At 60.1% G+C, this 18417-nt stretch carries 15 protein-coding genes; 6 read left to right on the forward strand and 9 right to left on the reverse strand.

The genetic code is table 11. The annotated features are described in order from the left end of the window. The first annotated feature begins 48 nt into the window (after positions 1-48). The 4 genes from ACOOE2_RS11950 (at position 49) to ACOOE2_RS11965 (ending at position 4487) form a co-directional block, all read left to right on the forward strand. Entirely contained in the window at positions 49-1002 is a 954-nt protein-coding gene (locus ACOOE2_RS11950; RefSeq protein WP_420383224.1) for a LysR substrate-binding domain-containing protein, read from the forward strand. Between the two features lie 235 nt (positions 1003-1237). Continuing rightward, complete coding sequence (locus tag ACOOE2_RS11955) at positions 1238-1777, forward strand: hypothetical protein (RefSeq protein ID WP_420383225.1); 540 nt, start codon at positions 1238-1240, stop codon at positions 1775-1777. Positions 1778-1927: 150 nt separating this feature from the next. Then, on the forward strand, positions 1928-3289 hold the full coding sequence (locus ACOOE2_RS11960) for a helix-turn-helix domain-containing protein (RefSeq protein WP_420383226.1): 1362 nt from the start codon (positions 1928-1930) through the stop codon (positions 3287-3289). Between the two features lie 562 nt (positions 3290-3851). Continuing rightward, positions 3852-4487 carry a hypothetical protein gene (locus ACOOE2_RS11965; RefSeq protein ID WP_420383227.1) on the forward strand — a complete coding sequence of 212 codons (636 nt, stop codon included), beginning with the start codon at positions 3852-3854 and terminating at the stop codon, positions 4485-4487. Positions 4488-4579: 92 nt separating this feature from the next. On the opposite strand, the gene ACOOE2_RS11970 is transcribed toward ACOOE2_RS11965, so the two are convergent. Then, on the reverse strand, positions 4580-4936 hold the full coding sequence (locus ACOOE2_RS11970; protein ID WP_420383228.1) for a DoxX family protein: 357 nt from the start codon (positions 4934-4936) through the stop codon (positions 4580-4582). Positions 4937-5300: 364 nt separating this feature from the next. On the opposite strand from ACOOE2_RS11970, the gene ACOOE2_RS11975 reads away from it, so the two are divergent. Then, a complete protein-coding gene (locus tag ACOOE2_RS11975; protein ID WP_420383229.1) occupies positions 5301-6452 on the forward strand; it encodes a permease in 1152 nt (383 codons plus the stop codon). A gap of 13 nt (positions 6453-6465) precedes the next feature. Here the strand turns inward: ACOOE2_RS11975 and ACOOE2_RS11980 are convergent, their stop codons facing one another. Both ACOOE2_RS11980 and ACOOE2_RS11985 read right to left on the reverse strand, forming a co-directional pair. After that, complete coding sequence (locus ACOOE2_RS11980; protein WP_420383230.1) at positions 6466-6690, reverse strand: hypothetical protein; 225 nt, start codon at positions 6688-6690, stop codon at positions 6466-6468. A gap of 448 nt (positions 6691-7138) precedes the next feature. Beyond that, complete coding sequence (locus ACOOE2_RS11985; protein ID WP_420383231.1) at positions 7139-8044, reverse strand: LysR family transcriptional regulator; 906 nt, start codon at positions 8042-8044, stop codon at positions 7139-7141. A 90-nt stretch (positions 8045-8134) separates the two neighbouring features. On the opposite strand from ACOOE2_RS11985, the gene ACOOE2_RS11990 reads away from it, so the two are divergent. Then, complete coding sequence (locus ACOOE2_RS11990; RefSeq protein WP_420383232.1) at positions 8135-8932, forward strand: phytanoyl-CoA dioxygenase family protein; 798 nt, start codon at positions 8135-8137, stop codon at positions 8930-8932. 85 nt (positions 8933-9017) lie between these two features. Here ACOOE2_RS11990 and ACOOE2_RS11995 read toward each other — a convergent pair whose 3' ends face one another. Genes ACOOE2_RS11995 through ACOOE2_RS12020 form a run of 6 tightly spaced genes read right to left on the reverse strand, consistent with a single transcriptional unit; the run spans position 9018 to position 17755 of the window. Continuing rightward, positions 9018-9548, reverse strand: coding sequence for a sarcosine oxidase subunit gamma (locus ACOOE2_RS11995; protein ID WP_420383233.1), 531 nt, complete (start codon positions 9546-9548; stop codon positions 9018-9020). Further along, positions 9541-12414, reverse strand: a complete 2874-nt coding sequence (locus tag ACOOE2_RS12000; RefSeq protein ID WP_420383234.1) for a 2Fe-2S iron-sulfur cluster-binding protein — start codon at positions 12412-12414, stop codon at positions 9541-9543. The genes ACOOE2_RS11995 and ACOOE2_RS12000 overlap by 8 nt, the downstream gene beginning before the upstream one ends. Next, the gene (locus ACOOE2_RS12005) at positions 12411-12698 is read right to left on the reverse strand and encodes a sarcosine oxidase subunit delta (RefSeq protein ID WP_420383235.1); all 288 of its coding nucleotides are present in this window, start codon (positions 12696-12698) and stop codon (positions 12411-12413) included. The genes ACOOE2_RS12000 and ACOOE2_RS12005 overlap by 4 nt, the downstream gene beginning before the upstream one ends. Before the next feature lie 12 nt (positions 12699-12710). Next, positions 12711-13964 (reverse strand): sarcosine oxidase subunit beta family protein, encoded by a 1254-nt coding sequence (locus tag ACOOE2_RS12010; protein WP_420383236.1) that lies wholly within the window; start codon positions 13962-13964, stop codon positions 12711-12713. A 21-nt stretch (positions 13965-13985) separates the two neighbouring features. After that, positions 13986-15242: an aromatic ring-hydroxylating oxygenase subunit alpha gene (locus tag ACOOE2_RS12015; protein WP_420383237.1), complete on the reverse strand. Its 1257-nt coding sequence runs from the start codon at positions 15240-15242 to the stop codon at positions 13986-13988. A 5-nt stretch (positions 15243-15247) separates the two neighbouring features. Further along, positions 15248-17755: a GcvT family protein gene (locus ACOOE2_RS12020; RefSeq protein WP_420383238.1), complete on the reverse strand. Its 2508-nt coding sequence runs from the start codon at positions 17753-17755 to the stop codon at positions 15248-15250. Positions 17756-18417: the final 662 nt, after the last annotated feature.

Raw genomic sequence — 18417 nt, forward strand, 5'->3', positions numbered from 1 at the left:
ATGCATGATTTTGCCCGCGCTTCGGGCCAGGGTTTTGGAGACGCGGAAATGCTGCGCTTGCCATCGGAATTCGATCTTCACGCGCTCGAGGTGTTCGTGGTCACCGTGGAGCTGGGCGGCATGACCGCCAGCGCCACGCAATTGCGCATCACGCAATCGGCCGTGTCGCAGACGATCACCCGGCTCGAGGCCGGCATCGGCACCCCACTGTTCGACCGCTCGCTGCGCCCGCTGGGCCTGACGCCCGCCGGCCGCGCGCTGTACGAACGCGCGCGCCAGTTGCTGACCACGGCGCGCACGGTGATCGACGAAGTGCGCGAAGGCGCCAACCTGCCCGTCGACCAGATCACGATCGCGATGTCCGAAACGTTCGCCACGCTGCTGACCGCGCCGCTGCTGCGCCGCTTTGGCATGCGCGTGGGCCGCTGGCGCTGCCGCTCGGGCATATCGCTGGTCCAGCAGCAGGATTTCCTCGCGCGCCGGGTCGACATGCTGATCACCGGCAGCAACACGCTGGAAAAACATCCCGGCATCGAACACCACGACGTAATCGACGACCCGTTCGTGCTGATCTTCCCGCGCGACTACACCGGCAGCGTCGACCCCGCCGAAGCCGCCACCCGCCTGCCCTTCATCCGCTATTCGCTCGAACACGGCATGGGCCAGCGCATCGAAAGCCAGATGACCCGCATGAAACTGCGCCCGCCCAATGTCGTGGAAATCGACATCATGCACCAGCAACTGACCGCGGTCGCGCTGGGCATCGGGTGGAGCATTACGTCGGTGCTGTGCCTGGCGGCGATGCCCGCGCTGGTGGACCAGTTGCGCGTCGAGCCGCTGACACGCGGGCGGTTTTCGCGGCGGGTGCAGGTTGTGGGGCGAACGGCGGAACTGGGCAATCTGGCGGAGCATACGGCGCAGATGGCGAGGGAGGTGTTGGCGGTGGATTGCTTGGTGCCGTTGTATGGGCAATTGCCGTGGGTTGCGGATTTGATGGGGTAGACCTCCCAACTATCCAAGTCATTCCCGCGAACGCGGGAATCCAGCTCCTACGACGCCGCTCCACTTACGTTGATACACGAAGGTAAAGCCGGTTTTTTATACTACTCTCAGACACACAGAACTTCTGCTGTTGCGTCTTCCGAGTCGCATTTGATCGGGCAAAATCCACATCAAAAGCAGTTTACGGATTAGTCGGCAGTCCGTAATAAAAAGACTAGAATCCGGGGGTGCGAGCATGAATCGTTTTTTAGGTATGGCCTTGGCGCCCCTGCTGGTAGCGACACCAAATCAATCATTCGCACAAAATCAGCACCACGACTGGACAACCCAGATTGGCGATGACAAACGATCAGTCTTTGCTGCAAACACAAACGCCGACGGCTCCGTTCTAATGGAGAATTGCAATGTCGATACAAAAAAGTGCACGTGGCTTATGGGAGGCGACACATCGTGCGACAACGATAAATCGGCACCTGCTTTATTAAATTCGGACAAATACGCCGGCTCAATCGACCTTATTTGCAGAGGTGAGGTTAATAAAGGACTTTATGCTTACGCTTTTTCAGATTGGAAAGCACTTGAGTCCCTTATAAAAGAAAGCAAAAACCTCGCTATTGCAGTGGCCATAGGAAATAATAACTTTAAAGTATTTAGATTTTCTCTTTTTGGAATGACAGAATCTCAAAAAGAAGCCGAAGATATTTGGCAATATATGATTAATAAAGATCAAAATTCAAATCCCACAGGGGCAAGAGTCGGAAATACAGTTTTGTAACGCGGGGGCGTGGCGGATTTCCGGGGACAGGGATTTCCGGGGCCAGTATACATAATATCAAACCAAAAGCTAAGCAGCTTACCTAGTCCGCTAATATGTATACTGTCCCAGAACTCCCAGAAATTGACGCCCCTTCGAAAGACCTTGTATATGCCGAAGCCTGACGATCTTGCCAGCCTCGTTGATACGCCAGAGGAAATCCTCACCGTCGAATACAAGGCCAAGATCGACATCGACGACAACGTGTCACGAGCGAAACTAGCCAAGCACCTAGCTGCGCTGTGCAACTATGGTGGCGGGCACGTGGTGCTGGGTTTTGATGACAACCTAATCCCTGCGAGTAAAACTGAGTTCTCCGAAATTGATCGCGACTCCGTATCGCGCGTTGTCACCTCATTTCTCGACCCTCCTTTTCAGTGCAACGTGAGGAGTGTCACGGCAAAAACTGGCGCGCGACACACTGTGATTTCGGTCCCGTGCCACGGTGCAACTCCGGTTTGCACCAAACGGGATGGTCCCCAAGACGCGAACAGGCGACCCCAGGGAATCCTGAGTGGCTGCTACTATACGCGAAAGCCGGGGCCTAAGAGTGAAGCCATAACTTCTCATTCCGACTGGGCACCGATCATTCGGCGGTGCGCTCTTTACGAACGGCAATTGATTCTTGGCGCAATCGGAGCAGCGTTGGAAGGGGGGCGGCCTTCTGAAAGCGTGGACGCCCGATTGCGCCATTGGCACAAAACCGTGGCAAAGCGATACGGTGAGAGGATGAGAAGTGCGGACCGCTCTGAGGAGGCCGAGCACGGCTACACTCAGTTCTCATTCTCGATCCATAACGGAGAAAACCCGGTGGAGATACCTGAGTTAGCTATAGCGGTGGAACAGTGCAGTCGGGACGCCGAAGCTGTTATTCGGTCGGGGTGGAGTCCTTTCGTTGTTCTACACGTTAAAAATTTGAGTCCGCGATGGCGAACCGACCAAGAAATTGATGACAATGAATATGAATTTCTTGAGGTATCTCTGATCGAAGATCAAGATACAATTTTTAAAATGACAGATTTATGGCGTGTAGCGAGAGACGGACGTGGAACTCTTATTCAGAACTGGCTAGAGGACACGCCCCACTTCCTTCAAGGATGCAACGATAAGCGTCCACAGGCATACCTGAGCCCAAAATGGCTAGCCAAGAGCATTTCGGGCGCCGTGCTCTATGCGCGTGCGCTAGCGAACAAGGCCGATGGGGCCACTGCGGTATCATTCCGGTTTGAATGGTGTGGGCTGTCAGGCCGACATCCATTTGACTCGTCTGGATTTGGGTTCAGGCTTGGCAGGACAGCGGACGATTCGACCAAGATCGCGAAAGCCAATGTATCGCTATTGGACCTGAATGCCGCTTGGGAATCGACTGCCGCAACGCTCGCGCAACCAGTCGCTCGTTCCGTCGGACTCGAAGATTCAATGAACGGTCAGCAGTTTACAAAGTGGGCGGGTGAATGGAAGTCTGGCAGGTAATGTTTGCTCTTTAAAAAGTCGCATCATGGAATTCCGGGGACAGCATGGAATTCCGGAGACAGGGAATTCCGGGAACAGTATAATTAATTCACAATAATCAAACTGCCCAATACGCTCCATGCTCACGGCCAGATTTGCTCGCATCGTCAATCCGCATAGGGTTCGGGGACAATATACCTAACTGACAAGACAGATCTGGCTACAAAACACATAATTTCATTGTTGGGGCCATTGCGTAATCGATGATGCCATCAAGGCCCATCTTTCGACAGGTCGTCCCCGCAGGATGCCATGACAGACATTGACGTATCGGGCCATCCTGTGCGCAATTGGCAAGCAATGCAGAGACTGGACCTTGAGGCGGGCGTCAGGAGTTCCGGGGACAGTATACCAAATTCAGATTTCCTGCCCTTGACTGACCTGACTCGCGGGTTACCACAAGGCAGATATGAATGAAGAAGCGGGTAATTAATTACTCTGTCCCCGGAGCTATAGTACTCTGTCCCCGTAACTCTAGTACTTACGGCATGATAAAATATGAATTAAGATACAGGAGTTGCTAATGAATAAAACGTCAAGGCCTATCATCTTACTTGCCATCGCTTTCACTTTAATAATTAACACTCCCAATTCTAATGGAAGCCCTGAATTTCAATATAAACAATTTCTATATAAACCTCAGACCGACTATAAGATCCCATATACGCGCAATCCGACGTCTAAACATAATTCTGAAAATATTTACAATACCGATTTTACCAAAATTTCTCCTATAGTTGAACATATTTTGGAAACATCTTGGGATTCAGGATGTAGAAACTTGCGGGGCCATTGGATTTATGATGTCAAAAATGACTTAAAACCAAATGGCATTGAAGAATGCCATATTCAAAATTTTGGTCATGACAATGAATTTTTAGGCAGCGCAAAATTTAATAGGAACACCCTTTCGAATTTTTTCCAAATCGATTTTTCTATAGCTTATGCTGAAAATCATGACTCGGAATTGTCCAAATTGATAGATGTTTTATTGAAACATAATTATGTCAATGTAGCATCTCGAAACTCAATATCAGGCCAACTGAAAACTTTTATAAAGAAAATTTCTCCTGATGGTTGCACTGTAAATATCTCATCACGTGGTAACGATCTTCGGTATTTCGGTATGAAATGCATATCTTCTTCAAATCCCATTTGAGCATTGGAGTTCCGGGGACATAATACATAATTGTCTGAACGCGAGTTGATATAACCAGACTGTCGCCACACCGTTCACACGCCAGCACGAGGTCAGGTCAACCGACGATCGAAAATCAGCACCCGCAATCCGGGCTCGCGCAGATAAAGCCCGGTCCAGGCACAGACAGCAATCGCTATGTTCACAATTTCGGGCCAGATCAGAACACGGGTCACGCGCAGATGGACAGCGATCGCGCCTCCGGCAAAACCCGTGATCAGGATCGCACCGAGGAAGGCGGTTCTCGGCGTTGCATAGACGATACCGGCGGTCAGCGCCGCAATTGCAATTGGCAGGACCGTCTCGGGCGGCCATCCGTCGCCCGCCATCGCGCTCATGATCAGATCCGGCCGCACCAGACCGGCAACGCCATCGGCTATCATGACAAACGCCGTCAGGGTGCTGATCACTCGCCCCGACCATTTCACCCAGTGCTGCATATTGATGGCCCTCATGGGAATATAGCACCGCCATCAAAAGGGGCCGGTGACCAAACCCTGCGATACCACGTGACAGGGTTTACGGCGACACGTCCGAAACCCCTGATTGCGCTTCGCATGCCCTTGGACAACGGTGTTCAGACAGCATCGCTTGCAGATGATCGCCACTTGCCAAAATCCTGACCATGATCAATCGTCGCGGACGACCGACGGTAGTGAGTCCTGTGCGCTGAACGAACGGGAGCAGGCCCGTTGCGATGAAGGCGTTTGAACCAGCGGCAGGGTACGCCCGAGCATATTCCTCGTGCCCGCATGCGGAGTTGAAAGACACGCGATGATACGGACTGTTTTCGGCGAAGTCGGTCATGCGTTGCTGATGGCTGCGGGCATGGTCTGGCAAACGGGGTGGAGCCTTGTGCTCGGCTTTGCGATTTCCGCGCTGCTGCAGGCGATTTTGCCGGAAGAGCAGATGCGGCGCGCGCTGGGCAAAGGCGGGATCAAGGAGATCGCGTTGGCGACGGTCGCGGGGGCGGCGAGTTCCAGCTGCTCGTATGCCTCGGCGGCGATCATGCGCACGCTGTTCAAGAAAGGGGCGGCGCTGGTGGTGAGCCTTGCCTTTCTGTTTGCGTCGACCAACCTCGTGCTGGAACTCGGGTTGATCCTGTTCATGCTGCTCGGCTGGCAATTCATGGCGGCCGAATGGGTTGGCGGCGTCGTGCTCGTCGTGATCATGAGCCTGCTGGTGAAGCTGACGCTGCCCCGGCGGCTCGTCGAGGACGCGCGCCGGCACAAGGAGGCTGACCAGGGCCACCAGCACATGGCTTCGGTCGTCGCGGGGGCCACCTGGCGCGACCGGATCACCAATCCCGAAGCGCGGATCAGGGTCGCGCAGAACTTTGTCATGGAATGGCGCATGCTGTGGAAGGATCTGGCCGCGGGTTTCCTGATCGGCGGCTTTGTTGCCGCGTTCGTGCCGGACGGCGTGTGGCAGACCCTGTTCCTGGGGCACGCATCGGCGGGCGTGCGCACGATCGCGGGCGTGCTGATCGGCCCGGTCGTCGCCATGCTGACGTTCGTCTGTTCGATCGGCAACGTTCCCTTGGCAGCGGTGCTGTGGGCCGGCGGCGCCAGCTTTGGCGGGGTGATTGCGTTCCTCTATGCCGACCTGATCGTGCTGCCGCTGCTCGATGTCTATCGCCGGTACTTCGGCTGGCGGATGATGGCGTATATGGCCGCCGCGTTCTTCGTGACCATGGCGACGGCGGCGCTGATCGTGGATGCCGGCTTCCAGTGGCTGGGATGGGTGCCGGATCGCAGCGTCGATATCCGGCAGCGGATGACCGAATTCAGCATCAACTATACCTTCTGGCTGAACCTCGTGGCCGCCGCCCTGGCGCTGTACCTGTTCATTCAGAACCGCCGCCACCCGATGAACCACGATCATCATCACGATCAGCGATCTGCAGGGGCATCTGCTGAACCGTGACGGTCGTGGCGAATTATGGTCCGCCACGTTTGAGCCGATTGGGGCGCAAACGGATGGGGCCGGGGTATTTGAAATCGACTATTGCCAAGGCGATGCCACAGCCGAAGAACCAGACGATCGCGGCAATCCGCAACGCCGTTGCAATGCCGGGCAGGTAATGCGAGGCGATCAGCAAGCCGACGAAGCCGGCGACGCCCGCACCCCTGATCGCCGTCCGCGTGAAATGCATATGCGCCATGACGTCCCTTCTTCGCTGGCGAGGCCTTGCGGGGAGTTGGTTTGCGCTTAAACGCGCCAGGCCAGAGCCTTGTCCTGGGACACAATGCGATAAGGGTTCCATGCGAAACGACCGGCCTGCGCATGAAATTGGCGTAAAGGTCTGATCGGCGCGAAACCCGCCCGACTTGTAATTCCGGAACTATCTTCAATGGCGACTGTTGAATCCAGCCTTAGCCAGGAAAGTCCGGATCATGCAAAACCACCATGTATTGTCATCGCTCAGTCTTGCCACGCTCGTAATCGTTTTGGTAATTGTAGCGGGCGCCTTGGCCTATTTCCTCAGGCACCGATCAAACCGGCAACCGCTGGAGGGCCGCCATGAACGCAACATCGCCCAGGATATCGACAGCGGCAACGAACCCCCCGACCATTCTCCACGTAAATAAGGCGGCGTTGCGGCAACGAAACTATTGGGCACGCGCGGCAAACGCCGTTGCGATCGCGGTTCGTACTTGCGCGATCAGGCCGCCGGGCGCCGGTGGTCCGTTCGACGCCACGATCACCGGTTCGACCGCGCCACCATCGGTGATGGGGATGGCGACGACCGCCAGGCCGTCATAGCTGAGCGCGGTAGGCGGCACGCAATAGCCGATGCCCACGCCAAGCCGGTTGCCGACCAGGCTGCGCATCAGCTCGAGCGAACCGACGCGATGGGCCACCACTGGCTTTCTCCCCAGCCGGCCGAACAGCGCCAGCATGTGCCGCACCGACAAGCCTTCGTCCGACAGGATCAGCGGCTCGTCGACCAGATCGCGCAGCGTCACGCCCGCCTGGTGCGCCAGACGGTGGCCACCGGGCAGCAGGGCGCAGGGGCGCGTATCGATCAGATGGGTTTTTGCAAACGACGCATCGAGGCCGAGATCGCAGGTTACCGCGCAATCGATCCGCCCTTCGCGCATTTCGCGCGCCAGGGTCGCAAAGTCGTTCACGCGATAGTGGATGTCGATCCCGGGCAGCGCCGCAGCCAGCGATCGCAGCAGATGGCCCAGGTGAAACGGCGCCAGACCGTCGAACATGCCCAGATTCAGCCGGCCACTCAGCGTTTGCCCCATCTGTGCTGGATCTTCCAGATGGCGGGCCCGGGCGAGCAGGTCCTCGACTTTGGTGACATAGGCCTGGCCCGCCGTGGTCAGCGTGATCGGCGCGCCCTTGCGGCGAAAAAACAGCTTTTGGCCCAGATGCGCCTCAACCCGGGTCAGCGCGACCGACAGCGACGGCTGCGACACATTAAGCTGTAGCGCGGCGCCCGACAGGCTGCCCGCCCGCGCCACGGCGGCCACATATTCCATCTGGCGCAAGCTGAGATATAGCATCAGCCTATATGATCATTGTGGTCATCATATTGGAAGCTATTCCTTTGGGTCGCTATGTTTTTTCCGGAAAGACACCAATTGGAGGCGTGCATGACCAGTTTCCCGATCGATCCCGAACAGATCGCGACGTTCCGGCGCGACGGCGTGGTGCTGATCCCGGGGTTGTTTGGCGATCATGTCGACGCGCTGCGCGAGGGGGTTGCGCAGAACATGGCCGATCCCGGCCCTTATGCCTCCGACAACCGGGCGGAGGGACGTGGCCGGTTTTTCGACGATTACTGCAACTGGAACCGGATTGCCGCGTTCGAACAGGTCATCCGGCGCTCGCCGGTCGGGCAGGTTGCCGCAGAGCTGATGGGATCGCGCAGCGTGCAGCTGTTCCACGACCACGTGCTGGTAAAGGAACCGGGCACGACCAAGGCCACGCCGTGGCACCAGGATGCGCCGTACTATTTCGTCGAGGGGGTGCAGACCGTCAGCTTCTGGTCCCCGCTCGACCCGGTGCGCGAGGCGACCTTGCGCTGTGTCGCCGGGTCGCATCGCTGGCCCAAACCGGTGCTGCCGACGCGGTGGCTGTCGGGGGATGCGTTCTATGGTGATCGCGACAGCTATATGGCGGTGCCCGATCCCGATGCCGAGGGCATGGATATCCGCGAATGGGCGATGGCGCCCGGCGACGCGGTGGCGTTCAATTACGGGATCCTGCATGGCGCGCGGGGCAACCATGCCGCAACCAGCCGCCGGGCCTTTTCGCTGCGGGTGGTCGGCGATGACGCGCGCTATGTCGAACGGCCGGGGCCCACGTCGCCGCCGTTTCCGGGTCATGGCATGCAACCGGGCGAGCGATTGCGCGAAGACTGGTTTCCGGTGATCTACGACCGGCACTGAGCCGGTCGTATTGGAAACACCCGCAAAAAAAGGCCCGCAAATCCCCGAAGGAATTTGCGGGCCAGTCAGGGTGAACTTGGTGGGGTCAGACGATGCCCTCGGCGATCGCATGCCACAGCCATGGCGCAAAACTGCGCCAGACTTCGATGTGGAATTCGTCGGGGGCGAGTGTCCAGATCTGGATTTCGACCGTTTCGAACAGTGTCCGTGTGGCGCGGCCGGGGGTGAATTGCGCCAGGTCGAGCGGGCAACCCCGGGTGAGCGCGGCAACGGCACCGGGGCCGATGACGGTAAAGCCGACCGCGCGCGACGACACGTCGACCACGCTGACCGATTGGCCGCCGGCATCGGGCACCGGGGTGCCTTCGGGCAGCAGCGCGTACCATTCGTCGGGGCCGAGGCGCGCCACGCCATCGGCATGGCTGCCGATGCGATCGGGCAGCGCGCGGCCCAGAGCACCGGCGAGCAGCGCGCTATCCCTGGCGCGCAGCGACAGCCGGACTTGCGACGCGGCGTTGGCCAGCGTGACGGGTTTGCCGTCAACGTGCCCTGCGCGGGGCGTGGTCCCGGTCGCCAGGTCGATCCCGGCGATGGTCAGGGGTGCGATCTCAACCATTGAGGCGGCTCCCTTCGGCATCATAGAACATCGGCTCGGTCACCTTTGCGCGGATCACTTTGCCTGGCATCGGCACATGGATCGTCTGGCCGATGCGGGCGCGGCCATCGGCGATCACGGCCAGCGCGATCGTGCGGCCAAGCGCGGCGCTGTGATACGACGACGTGACATGGCCGATCATCGGCACCGGGATCGGCGCGTTGGGATCGGTGACGATCTGCGCGCCTTCCTCCAGCAGATCCTGCGGATCTTCGGTCAGCAGCCCGATGAACTGCTTGCGGCCGGGGCGGCTCATTTCGGGGCGCGCGAGCGAGCGTTTGCCGACGAAATCGGGCTTTTTCTTGCCCACCGCCCAATCGAGACCCATGTCGTACGGGGTCATCGTGCCATCGGTATCCTGGCCAACGATGATGAAGCCTTTTTCCGCGCGCAGCACGTGCATCGCCTCGGTGCCATAGGGCACGATGCCGAATGGCTGGCCAGCGGCATGGATGGCGTCCCAGACCTTGCGGCCCTCGTGTGCCGGTACGTTGATTTCAAAGCCGAGTTCGCCGGTGAAGCTGACGCGGAACAGCCGCGTCGGCACGCCCGCGATCGTGCCTTCGCGGATCGCCATGTGCGGGAACGCTTCGGCACTGAGGTCGATGCCCTGCACCAGCGACGCGATCACATCGCGCGCGCGTGGGCCCTGCAGCGCGATCACCGCCCATTGCTCGGTGGTCGAGGTCAGCCAGACGTCGAGATCGCTCCATTCGGTCTGGAGATAGTCCTCCATCATGCCCAACACGCGCGCGGCGCCGCCGGTGGTGGTGGTAAGGTGGAAGCGATCGTCGGCCAGCCGCGCCGAAACACCGTCATCGACGATGAACCCGTCTTCGCGCAACAGCAGGCCATAGCGGCAACGGCCCGGTTGCAGCGCCTTCCACGGGTTGGTGTACATGCGGTTGAGGAATTCGGCGGCATCGGGGCCGACGACTTCGATCTTGCCCAGGGTCGAGGCATCGAACATGCCCACCGAATTGCGCACGGCCGCGCATTCGCGCAGGACGGCGGCGTCCATATTTTCCACACCCCTGGGAAAATAGCGCGCGCGGCGCCAGTTCGCGACGTTTTCGAAAACCGCGCCCTGGTCGCGTGCCCAATCGTCGATCGGCGATTTGCGCACCGCCTGAAACAGCGCATCCTTGTGATGACCCATCAGCGCGCCGAACGTCTGCGGCGTGTACGGCGGGCGAAATGTCGTGAGGCCGATTTCGGTGACGGGGCGGTGCAGCGCGCTCGACGCGATCTGCAAGCCGTTGAGATTGCTGGTCTTGCCCTGGTCGGTTGCCATGCCGTTGGTGGTGTAGCGCTTGATGTGCTCGATCGAGCGCATGCCTTCCTGCACCGCGAGCTGGATATCGCGCGCTTTCACATCGTTCTGATAATCGACGAACGCTTTTTGCGCGCTGACCGGCTTGGCATTGGGCAGCACCGAGGTGATCACGCCGCTGCCGAACGACCACTCGCCCGCGCCCGCGCCGACCGCGCGGTAATTGGCGGCAGGCTGCCCGGGCAGATACGCGCCCCAGGCATCGTTCCACACCAGCGCGCCCTTGGCATGGCTCCACAGATGGACGCTGGGCGTCCATCCGCCGGCCATCAGCACCGCGTCGCAGGTGATCGATTGCGCAGGGCCGGTGCCGGCCGCGGCAAACGTGATGCCCTTGACCGCAAGCCGGCCTTTGACCGACGTCACCGCACAGCCCGGATGCACCGCGATACCGGCGGCGCGGGCCGCAGCGACCAGGTCTGGCGCGACGTCATTGCGGATATCGATGATCGCCGACACCGGCACGCCGACCGCGGCCATCGCCAGCGCATCGTGCCAGCCGCTGTCGTGCGCGGCCATCACCACGATCGCGCGGCCCACCGCCACGCCATAGCGCAGCGCCAGCGTGCGCGCCGCGCTGGCCAGCATCACGCCGGGCACATCGTTGCCGTTGAACACCAGCGGGCGCTCGATCGCGCCTTGTGCCAGCACGACTTCGCCCGCGCGGATGCGCCACAGTTTTTCGCGCGGGCCCTTAACAGCCGATGGCGCCAGATGGTCTGTCAGATGCTGGACCGCACCGACGAAATTCTGATGAAAAAACCCGAACGCCGTCGTCCGGTTCAGCACGGTGACGGTGCTTGCCGCCAGTTGCGCGTTCAGCGCGTTCAGCGCGGGCCACTGCGCCGCATCGGACAGCGCGCCGCCGCCCAATTCGTCCTGTTCATCGATCAGGATCACACGCGCGTCGCCGGTCGCAGCGGCCAGTGCCGCCTCGATACCCGCGATACCCGCGCCGATCACCAGCACTTCGCAATGCGCATAAGTCGCGTCGTAATGATCGGGATCGCGCGTCACCGGGCTTTCGCCAAGGCCGGCCAGATGCCGGATCACCGGCTCGTACAGCTTTTCCCACGCCGAACGCGGCCACATGAATGTCTTGTTGTAGAACCCCGCCGGGAAAAACGCGCCCAAGCGGTCGTTGATCGCGATCATGTCGAATTTCAGCGACGGCCAGCGGTTCTGGCTTTTGGTCGTCAGGCCCTCGTACAGCGCAACCTGCGGCGCGCGCAGATTGGGCGTCATCCGGCCCATGCCGCGCACCGCGCCGCGATCGACCATGACCAGCGCATTGGGTTCTTCGACGCCGGTTGCCAGCAGTCCGCGCGGACGGTGGTACTTGAACGAACGGCCAAACACCGTCACGCCCGATGCAACAAGCGCCGAGGCCAGCGTGTCGCCCGCAAACCCCTGATAGCTGGCGCCGTCGAACGTGAAGCTCAGCGCGCGGCTGCGATCGATCCGGCCGCCGGTGGAAAGACGATACCCGCTCATGCCGCGTCACCTGCGGGCCGTGCTTCGCCGCTCTTGTATGTCACCACGATCCTGTCGGTGACGGTGTTGCGCACCGCGTTGAAGAACCGCGCGCAGCCATGCATGTGGCGCCAGCGTTCGGCATGATCGCCACGCGTGTTCTTGCGCAGATACAGATACCCTTCCCATTCGACATCGGTCAGCACCGACGGATCGAGCGGGCGCGCGATATGCGCCTCACCACCATACGTGAATTCGACCTCGGGACGATCTTCGTCGCAATAGGGGCAATGGATCAGCAGCATTGCATCTAAACCTTAGTGTGCGACAGCCGCAGCGGCGGCCTCGTCGATGAAACGGCCCGTGCGGAACCGGTCGAGCGTAAATGGCGCGTTGATCGCGTTGGGCGCGTCGTTGGCGATCGTATAGGCGAGCAGGTCCGCCGCGCCGGGCGTCGCCTTGAACCCGCCGGTGCCCCAGCCGCAGTTGATATACAGCCCCGGCACCGGGGTCTTGCCCAGGATCGGCGAGCGATCGGGCGTCACATCGACGACACCGGCCCACGACCGCAACATGCGCATCCGCGTGAATATCGGAAAGATCTCGCAGATGGCGGCAAGCGTATGTTCCAGGATATGCAGCGCGCCGCGCTGCGAATAGCTGACATACTGGTCCGTACCCGCGCCGATCACCAGTTCGCCCTTGTCGGACTGGCTCATATAGGCGTGCACGGTGTTCGACATCACCACGCAGGGGAAAATCGGCTTGACCGGTTCGGACACCAGCGCCTGCAACGGATAGCTTTCGAGCGGAAACCGCAAGCCTGCCATATCCATCACGACAGACGTGTTGCCCGCCGCCGAAACGCCGATTTTCTTCGCGCCGATAAAGCCCTTTTCGGTATCGACGCCGATCACCGCACCATCAGCGCCCCGCCGGATGCCGGTCACTGCGCAATTCTGGATCACATCGACCCCGCGCGCGACCGCGCCGCGGGCATAGCCCCACACCACGCTGTCATGCCGCGCCGTGCCGCCGCGCCGCTGCAACGCGCCGCCCAGCACCGGGTGGCGCGCATTGGGCGCAATATCGAGCGGCGGGCAATAGGCCTTGCACTCTTCGGCGGTCAGCCATTCGTTGTCGACGCCGTTCAGGCGGTTGGCATGGATGTGGCGCTTGAAGCTCTGCACATCATGTACATTGTGCGCCAGCATCATCACGCCGCGCTTCGAATACATGACGTTGTAGTTGAGCTCCTGGCTCAGCCCATCCCACATCTTGACCGCGTGGTCGTACAGATGCGCGCTCTCGTCATACAAGTAGTTCGAGCGGATGATCGTGGTGTTGCGCCCGGCATTGCCGCCGCCGATCCACCCCTTTTCGATCACCGCGACATTGGTGATGCCGTATTTGCTGGCAAGGTAATACGCCGCGCCCATGCCATGCCCGCCGCCCCCGATGATGATCACATCATAGGCGGGTTTGGGCGCGGTTTCGGGCCACTGCTCGGGCCAGCCGGAATGGCCCTTGAGCGCCTGAGCGATCAGATTGAGGCCGGAAAAACGCATCATCGTGACATCCAGTCTGTCGTATCAGGCGGCAGAAAATGCTTTTACGCTGGCATCGACGTAAAAAGTCTTGAACGAGTCGACGAGCTTTTCCTCGACCGAATACAGCCCCTGGCGATAGCCGTCGGTGCGGATGCCCTGGTGGTTCACCGCCGCCAGATAGCTGTCCTGCGCATTGGTTGCGCGCCACACGGCGGTCAGGTGATCGACATCGTAATCGACCCCTTCGACCGCATCTTCGTGCACCAGCCAGCTGGTGCGCAGCAATGTCGTATCGGCGCTGAGCGGAGTCAGCGAAAACGTCACGACATGATCGTTGCAGAAATGGTGCCAGCTGTTGGGTTGGGTCCACACCGACAGGCTGCTGTGCTCGTTGAGGCCATGGGCCCAGATCGGGATGCGGCTTGCCGATTTTCCATCGACAGTCTGCGACACCGCGCCATGCGCCAGCGGCAGGCGCGCGACGCGATGCCAGCCGGTTTCGCCGTTTTCTTCGGGAAACTCGATCAGGTCATGATAGATCCCCAGCTTCATCCAGTGCTGGCGCTGCGCCTCCAGCATCTGGTCGAACGCAGCGTCATCGACGACATCGTTTTCGCCATCTTCGGGCAGCCCCTTGCCGAAACCGTAGGTCGAGAGCGATTTCAGCAATTCGGGATGGTTCTGGTCGCAGTGATAGCACTCGCGGTTGTTTTCCATCACCAGCTTCCAGTTCGCCGGCTCGATCAGGCTGTCCTGCACCGCGACTTTCAGCTTGCTCATGTCATACAGGCCGATCTGTTCGGCCATGTCGGCTTTCGCCCGGCCGAACGGCGGCGGATTGTCCGACAGACACACGAACAGCAGGCCGCCGGCGTTTTCCAGCGCCACCGGAATCAATCCATTGTCCGCCTTGGCGAAACCTTCGGGCATATTGCGCGCCGACAGCAGCTTGCCATCGAGCCCATAGCTCCAGAAGTGGTACGGACACGCCAGCCGCGCCGAGCTGCCGCTTTGCGTTTCGCAGATGCGCGAGCCGCGATGGCGGCACGAATTGTAGAACGCGCGGATTTCGCCGTCACGCCCGCGCACGATGATCACCTGGTTGCTGCCGAGCTCGAAGATGAACCAGTCGCCCGGCTTCTTCACATGCGCGACCGTGCCGGCATAAAGCCAGACCGATTTCAGCATGACTTCGGTGTCGAAGCGGAATGCCTCTTCGCCGACATACAAGTCGCGCGGCAGAGTCATCCCCGGGCGGTTGAGCCGCAGCAATTCGCCGATGGTGTCGAAATTCTGCATCGCGATCAGCTCCGCAAGGCGTTGTTTTCAGGGTCGAACGGCGAATCTTCGATAACCACTGCCCGGTGCATGGTGCCCAGGATCGAAATCTCGAGCTCGGTACCGACGGCAGCATGATCGGGCGCCACCATCGCCAGCGCCAGGCTTTTCTCACACCGCGCACCATACCCGCCCGACGTCGCACGGCCAACCAGTACGCCATCGCGATAGATCGGTTCCGACCCGCGCGCATCGGCATCGGTGACGCCAAACACTTCCATCGTGACCAGCTGCCATTTCAGCCCGGCTTCGCGCGCCGCGATCACGCCATCGCGGCCCTTGTATGCGGGCTTTTTCGCGCTGACCCAGCGTTCCAACCCGGATTCGAGCGCGTTGTATTCGATCGACAGCTCGCGCGGGATCAGCTTGTAGCTTTTTTCCAGCGCCATCGCGGTCATCGCACGGATGCCGAACGGCTTGATCTGGAATTCCGCGCCCGCCTTCATCAGCAGGTCGAAGATATAGTTCTGCATTTCGATCGGATGATGGAATTCCCAGCCCAGTTCGCCAACGAAATTGACGCGCAGCGCTTCGACCCGTGCCGCCCCGATCGAGATCGTCTTGCCCGTCAGCCATGGGAATGCCGCGCTCGACAGATCGGTTTGCGTGACTTTGCTCAGCACATCGCGCGCCCGCGGCCCGGCCAATACCAGCACGCCCATTGCCGTGGTCAGGCGTTCGAACCGCACCGTGCCGTCGGTCGGCAGGGCCTTGAGCAGGTAATCCTGGTCATGCCGTTCCATCGCGCCCGCCGAAACGAGATAATACGTCTGCGGCGCCTTTTTGTAGACGGTGAATTCGGCGCGCACGCCGCCGGTGTCGGTCAGCAGGTACGACAGCGTGACCTTGCCGACTTTCTTGGGCACGGTGTTGGACAGCAGGCCGTTCAACCAGTCTTCGGCGCCCGGGCCCGTGATCTGGCATTTGGCGAATGCACTCATGTCCTGCAGCCCGACATGCTTTGTCACATGGCGGCATTCGTCGGCGACGAAATTGAAATAGTTCGAACGGCGGAACGACCATTTTTCGCGGATCGCTTCGCCATCGACCACCGGATGGTTGTGATTGAGCAGCGTGTCGGCGCGATCGAGATCGGCGTCGGTCAATTCGTAACCCTTGGGCGCAAACCAGTTCGGACGTTCCCACCCGAACACCGAGCCGAACACCGCGCCCAGATCCTTCATCCGGTCATAACACGGCGTGCGGCGCAGTGCGCGGCCGGCCTCGCGCTCCTCATCGGGATAATGGATCGCAAAGACCTTGGCATAGGCCTCTTCGTTCTTTTCGATCAGGTAGCCTTCACCCGCATATTCGCCGAAACGGCGCGGGTCGACGCCGGTCATGTCGATCGTCGGCTCGCCATTGACGATCCAGTGCGCCAGCTGCCAGCCTGCGCCGCCGGCCGCGGTGATACCGAACGAATGGCCTTCGTTGAGCCAGAAGTTTTTCTTGTCCCACGCCGGTCCGACGATTGGCGACCCATCGGGGGTATAGGCGATCGCGCCGTTGTAGACTTTCTTGACGCCGACTTCGCCGAACGCAGGCACGCGGGCCATCGCCGACATGATATAGGGCTCGAGCCGTTCGAGCGCATCGGGGAACAGTTCGTATTCGCTGTTTGCTGCCGGGCCTTTGACATAGCACGCCGGCGCGCCGAGTTCGTAAGGCCCGAGCAGCAGGCCGCCGGCCTCTTCGCGCATGTACCAGCTGTCATCGGATTCACGCAGCACGCCCATTTCGGGCAGGCCCTGCTTCCTGCGTTCCATGATCGCAGGCACCTGTTCGGTCACGATATACTGGTGCTCGACCGGGATCACCGGCACGTCGAGCCCGACCATTTCGCCGGTCTGGCGCGCAAAGTTGCCCGTGGCCGACACGACATGTTCGCACGTGATATCGCCCTGGTCGGTCGAAACCAGCCATTCGCCGCTCGGCAACTGCGTGATCGCGGTGACAGTGGTGTTGCGATAGATGGTCGCGCCCAGCTGGCGCGCGCCCTTGGCCAGCGCCTGGGTCAGATCGGCAGGCTGAATATATCCGTCCGCCGGATGCTGGATCGCGCCAAGCACGCCGGTGACGTCGGCCAGCGGCCAGACCTCTTTCAGCTCTTCGGGCGTCAGCCAATTGACCTCGACGCCGATCGTCTTGGCGACACCGGCGTAATAGCGGTATTCATCCAGCCGATCCTGGCTGGTCGCGATGCGGATGTTCGACACGTTCGAAAACCCGACGTTCAGCCCGGTTTCGGCTTCGAGGCTCGGGTACAGCGCGACCGAATACTGGTGCAGCTTGCCCACCGAATAGCTGAGGTTGAACAGCGGCAGCAGGCCGGCGGCGTGCCAGGTCGATCCCGACGTCAGTTCCTTGCGCTCGATCAGCGCGACATCGGACCAGCCGAGCTTTGCCAGATGGTACAGCGTGCTGACGCCAACCACGCCGCCACCGATCACAACCACACGTGCTGTCGTCTTCATCACCACACCTTCGCAGCTTTGCTGAGCGAGATAAAAACCCGCTTGTTCACCCTCCATATGCCACCGCGCGCCAAGGCTCGCCAAGACATGTTTTGGCATAGGAAATACTAATGTCGAATATCAGTCCTGCTTAATGGTCGGCGGGACCAATTCTCTGCGTAATGCCCAGACAAGCCGGCAGACATGACCCCAACCCCGCAACGCCAACAACCATGGTCGCGCGATAGCGATCCGCCATGCTGTACACCCCGCCGCCGAGTTGGTCGCGCTCCATTGGTTTATCAGAAACAGAGCGGGATCCCGGGTCAAGCCCGGGACGACGAGTGGGTCAGGTTTGCGAGTTTAACGTAAGTTTGGACTGGTGGCGTGGGCTTTGGCTGTTGCCGACAGGCGTGCGTTCAGGGTCAAATGGAAATCGCCAGGAAAATAAATTTATTGTCACGATAGGCCGATTTTGCCTCCGGTTGCCGCCAATCGCCACAATCAACATATTGCTATAAAATGCATTTTTACAATGGTTGCACCAAATCCAGCCCTTTTCTGACCCCAAAAAGGGCGCTGCACAGCGCTTGCCGGATCGCCAGACTTGATGCACCTTTCCCCAACAGGGGGCGCGATACGCGCGGCTGTCGAAAAACAGTATTCAGATGGCGAAGGGGGCT

Source organism: Novosphingobium sp. (genome assembly GCF_965214355.1).
Taxonomy (GTDB): domain Bacteria; phylum Pseudomonadota; class Alphaproteobacteria; order Sphingomonadales; family Sphingomonadaceae; genus Novosphingobium.

What these genes read in the sequence shown, in the direction of transcription:
- ACOOE2_RS12005 (WP_420383235.1), bottom strand. Translation starts at nt 12,698, where the DNA reads ATGCTGCTGATCCATTGCCCCTATTGCGACGAAGATCGTCCCGAGGTC.
- ACOOE2_RS12020 (WP_420383238.1), bottom strand. Translation starts at nt 17,755, where the DNA reads ATGAAGACGACAGCACGTGTGGTTGTGATCGGTGGCGGCGTGGTTGGC.
- ACOOE2_RS12010 (WP_420383236.1), bottom strand. Translation starts at nt 13,964, where the DNA reads ATGATGCGTTTTTCCGGCCTCAATCTGATCGCTCAGGCGCTCAAGGGC.
- ACOOE2_RS12015 (WP_420383237.1), bottom strand. Translation starts at nt 15,242, where the DNA reads ATGCAGAATTTCGACACCATCGGCGAATTGCTGCGGCTCAACCGCCCG.
- ACOOE2_RS11965 (WP_420383227.1), top strand. Translation starts at nt 3,852, where the DNA reads ATGAATAAAACGTCAAGGCCTATCATCTTACTTGCCATCGCTTTCACT.
- ACOOE2_RS11975 (WP_420383229.1), top strand. Translation starts at nt 5,301, where the DNA reads ATGATACGGACTGTTTTCGGCGAAGTCGGTCATGCGTTGCTGATGGCT.
- ACOOE2_RS11980 (WP_420383230.1), bottom strand. Translation starts at nt 6,690, where the DNA reads ATGGCGCATATGCATTTCACGCGGACGGCGATCAGGGGTGCGGGCGTC.
- ACOOE2_RS11995 (WP_420383233.1), bottom strand. Translation starts at nt 9,548, where the DNA reads ATGGTTGAGATCGCACCCCTGACCATCGCCGGGATCGACCTGGCGACC.
- ACOOE2_RS11950 (WP_420383224.1), top strand. Translation starts at nt 49, where the DNA reads ATGCTGCGCTTGCCATCGGAATTCGATCTTCACGCGCTCGAGGTGTTC.
- ACOOE2_RS11960 (WP_420383226.1), top strand. Translation starts at nt 1,928, where the DNA reads ATGCCGAAGCCTGACGATCTTGCCAGCCTCGTTGATACGCCAGAGGAA.
- ACOOE2_RS12000 (WP_420383234.1), bottom strand. Translation starts at nt 12,414, where the DNA reads ATGAGCGGGTATCGTCTTTCCACCGGCGGCCGGATCGATCGCAGCCGC.
- ACOOE2_RS11985 (WP_420383231.1), bottom strand. Translation starts at nt 8,044, where the DNA reads ATGCTATATCTCAGCTTGCGCCAGATGGAATATGTGGCCGCCGTGGCG.
- ACOOE2_RS11990 (WP_420383232.1), top strand. Translation starts at nt 8,135, where the DNA reads ATGACCAGTTTCCCGATCGATCCCGAACAGATCGCGACGTTCCGGCGC.
- ACOOE2_RS11955 (WP_420383225.1), top strand. Translation starts at nt 1,238, where the DNA reads ATGAATCGTTTTTTAGGTATGGCCTTGGCGCCCCTGCTGGTAGCGACA.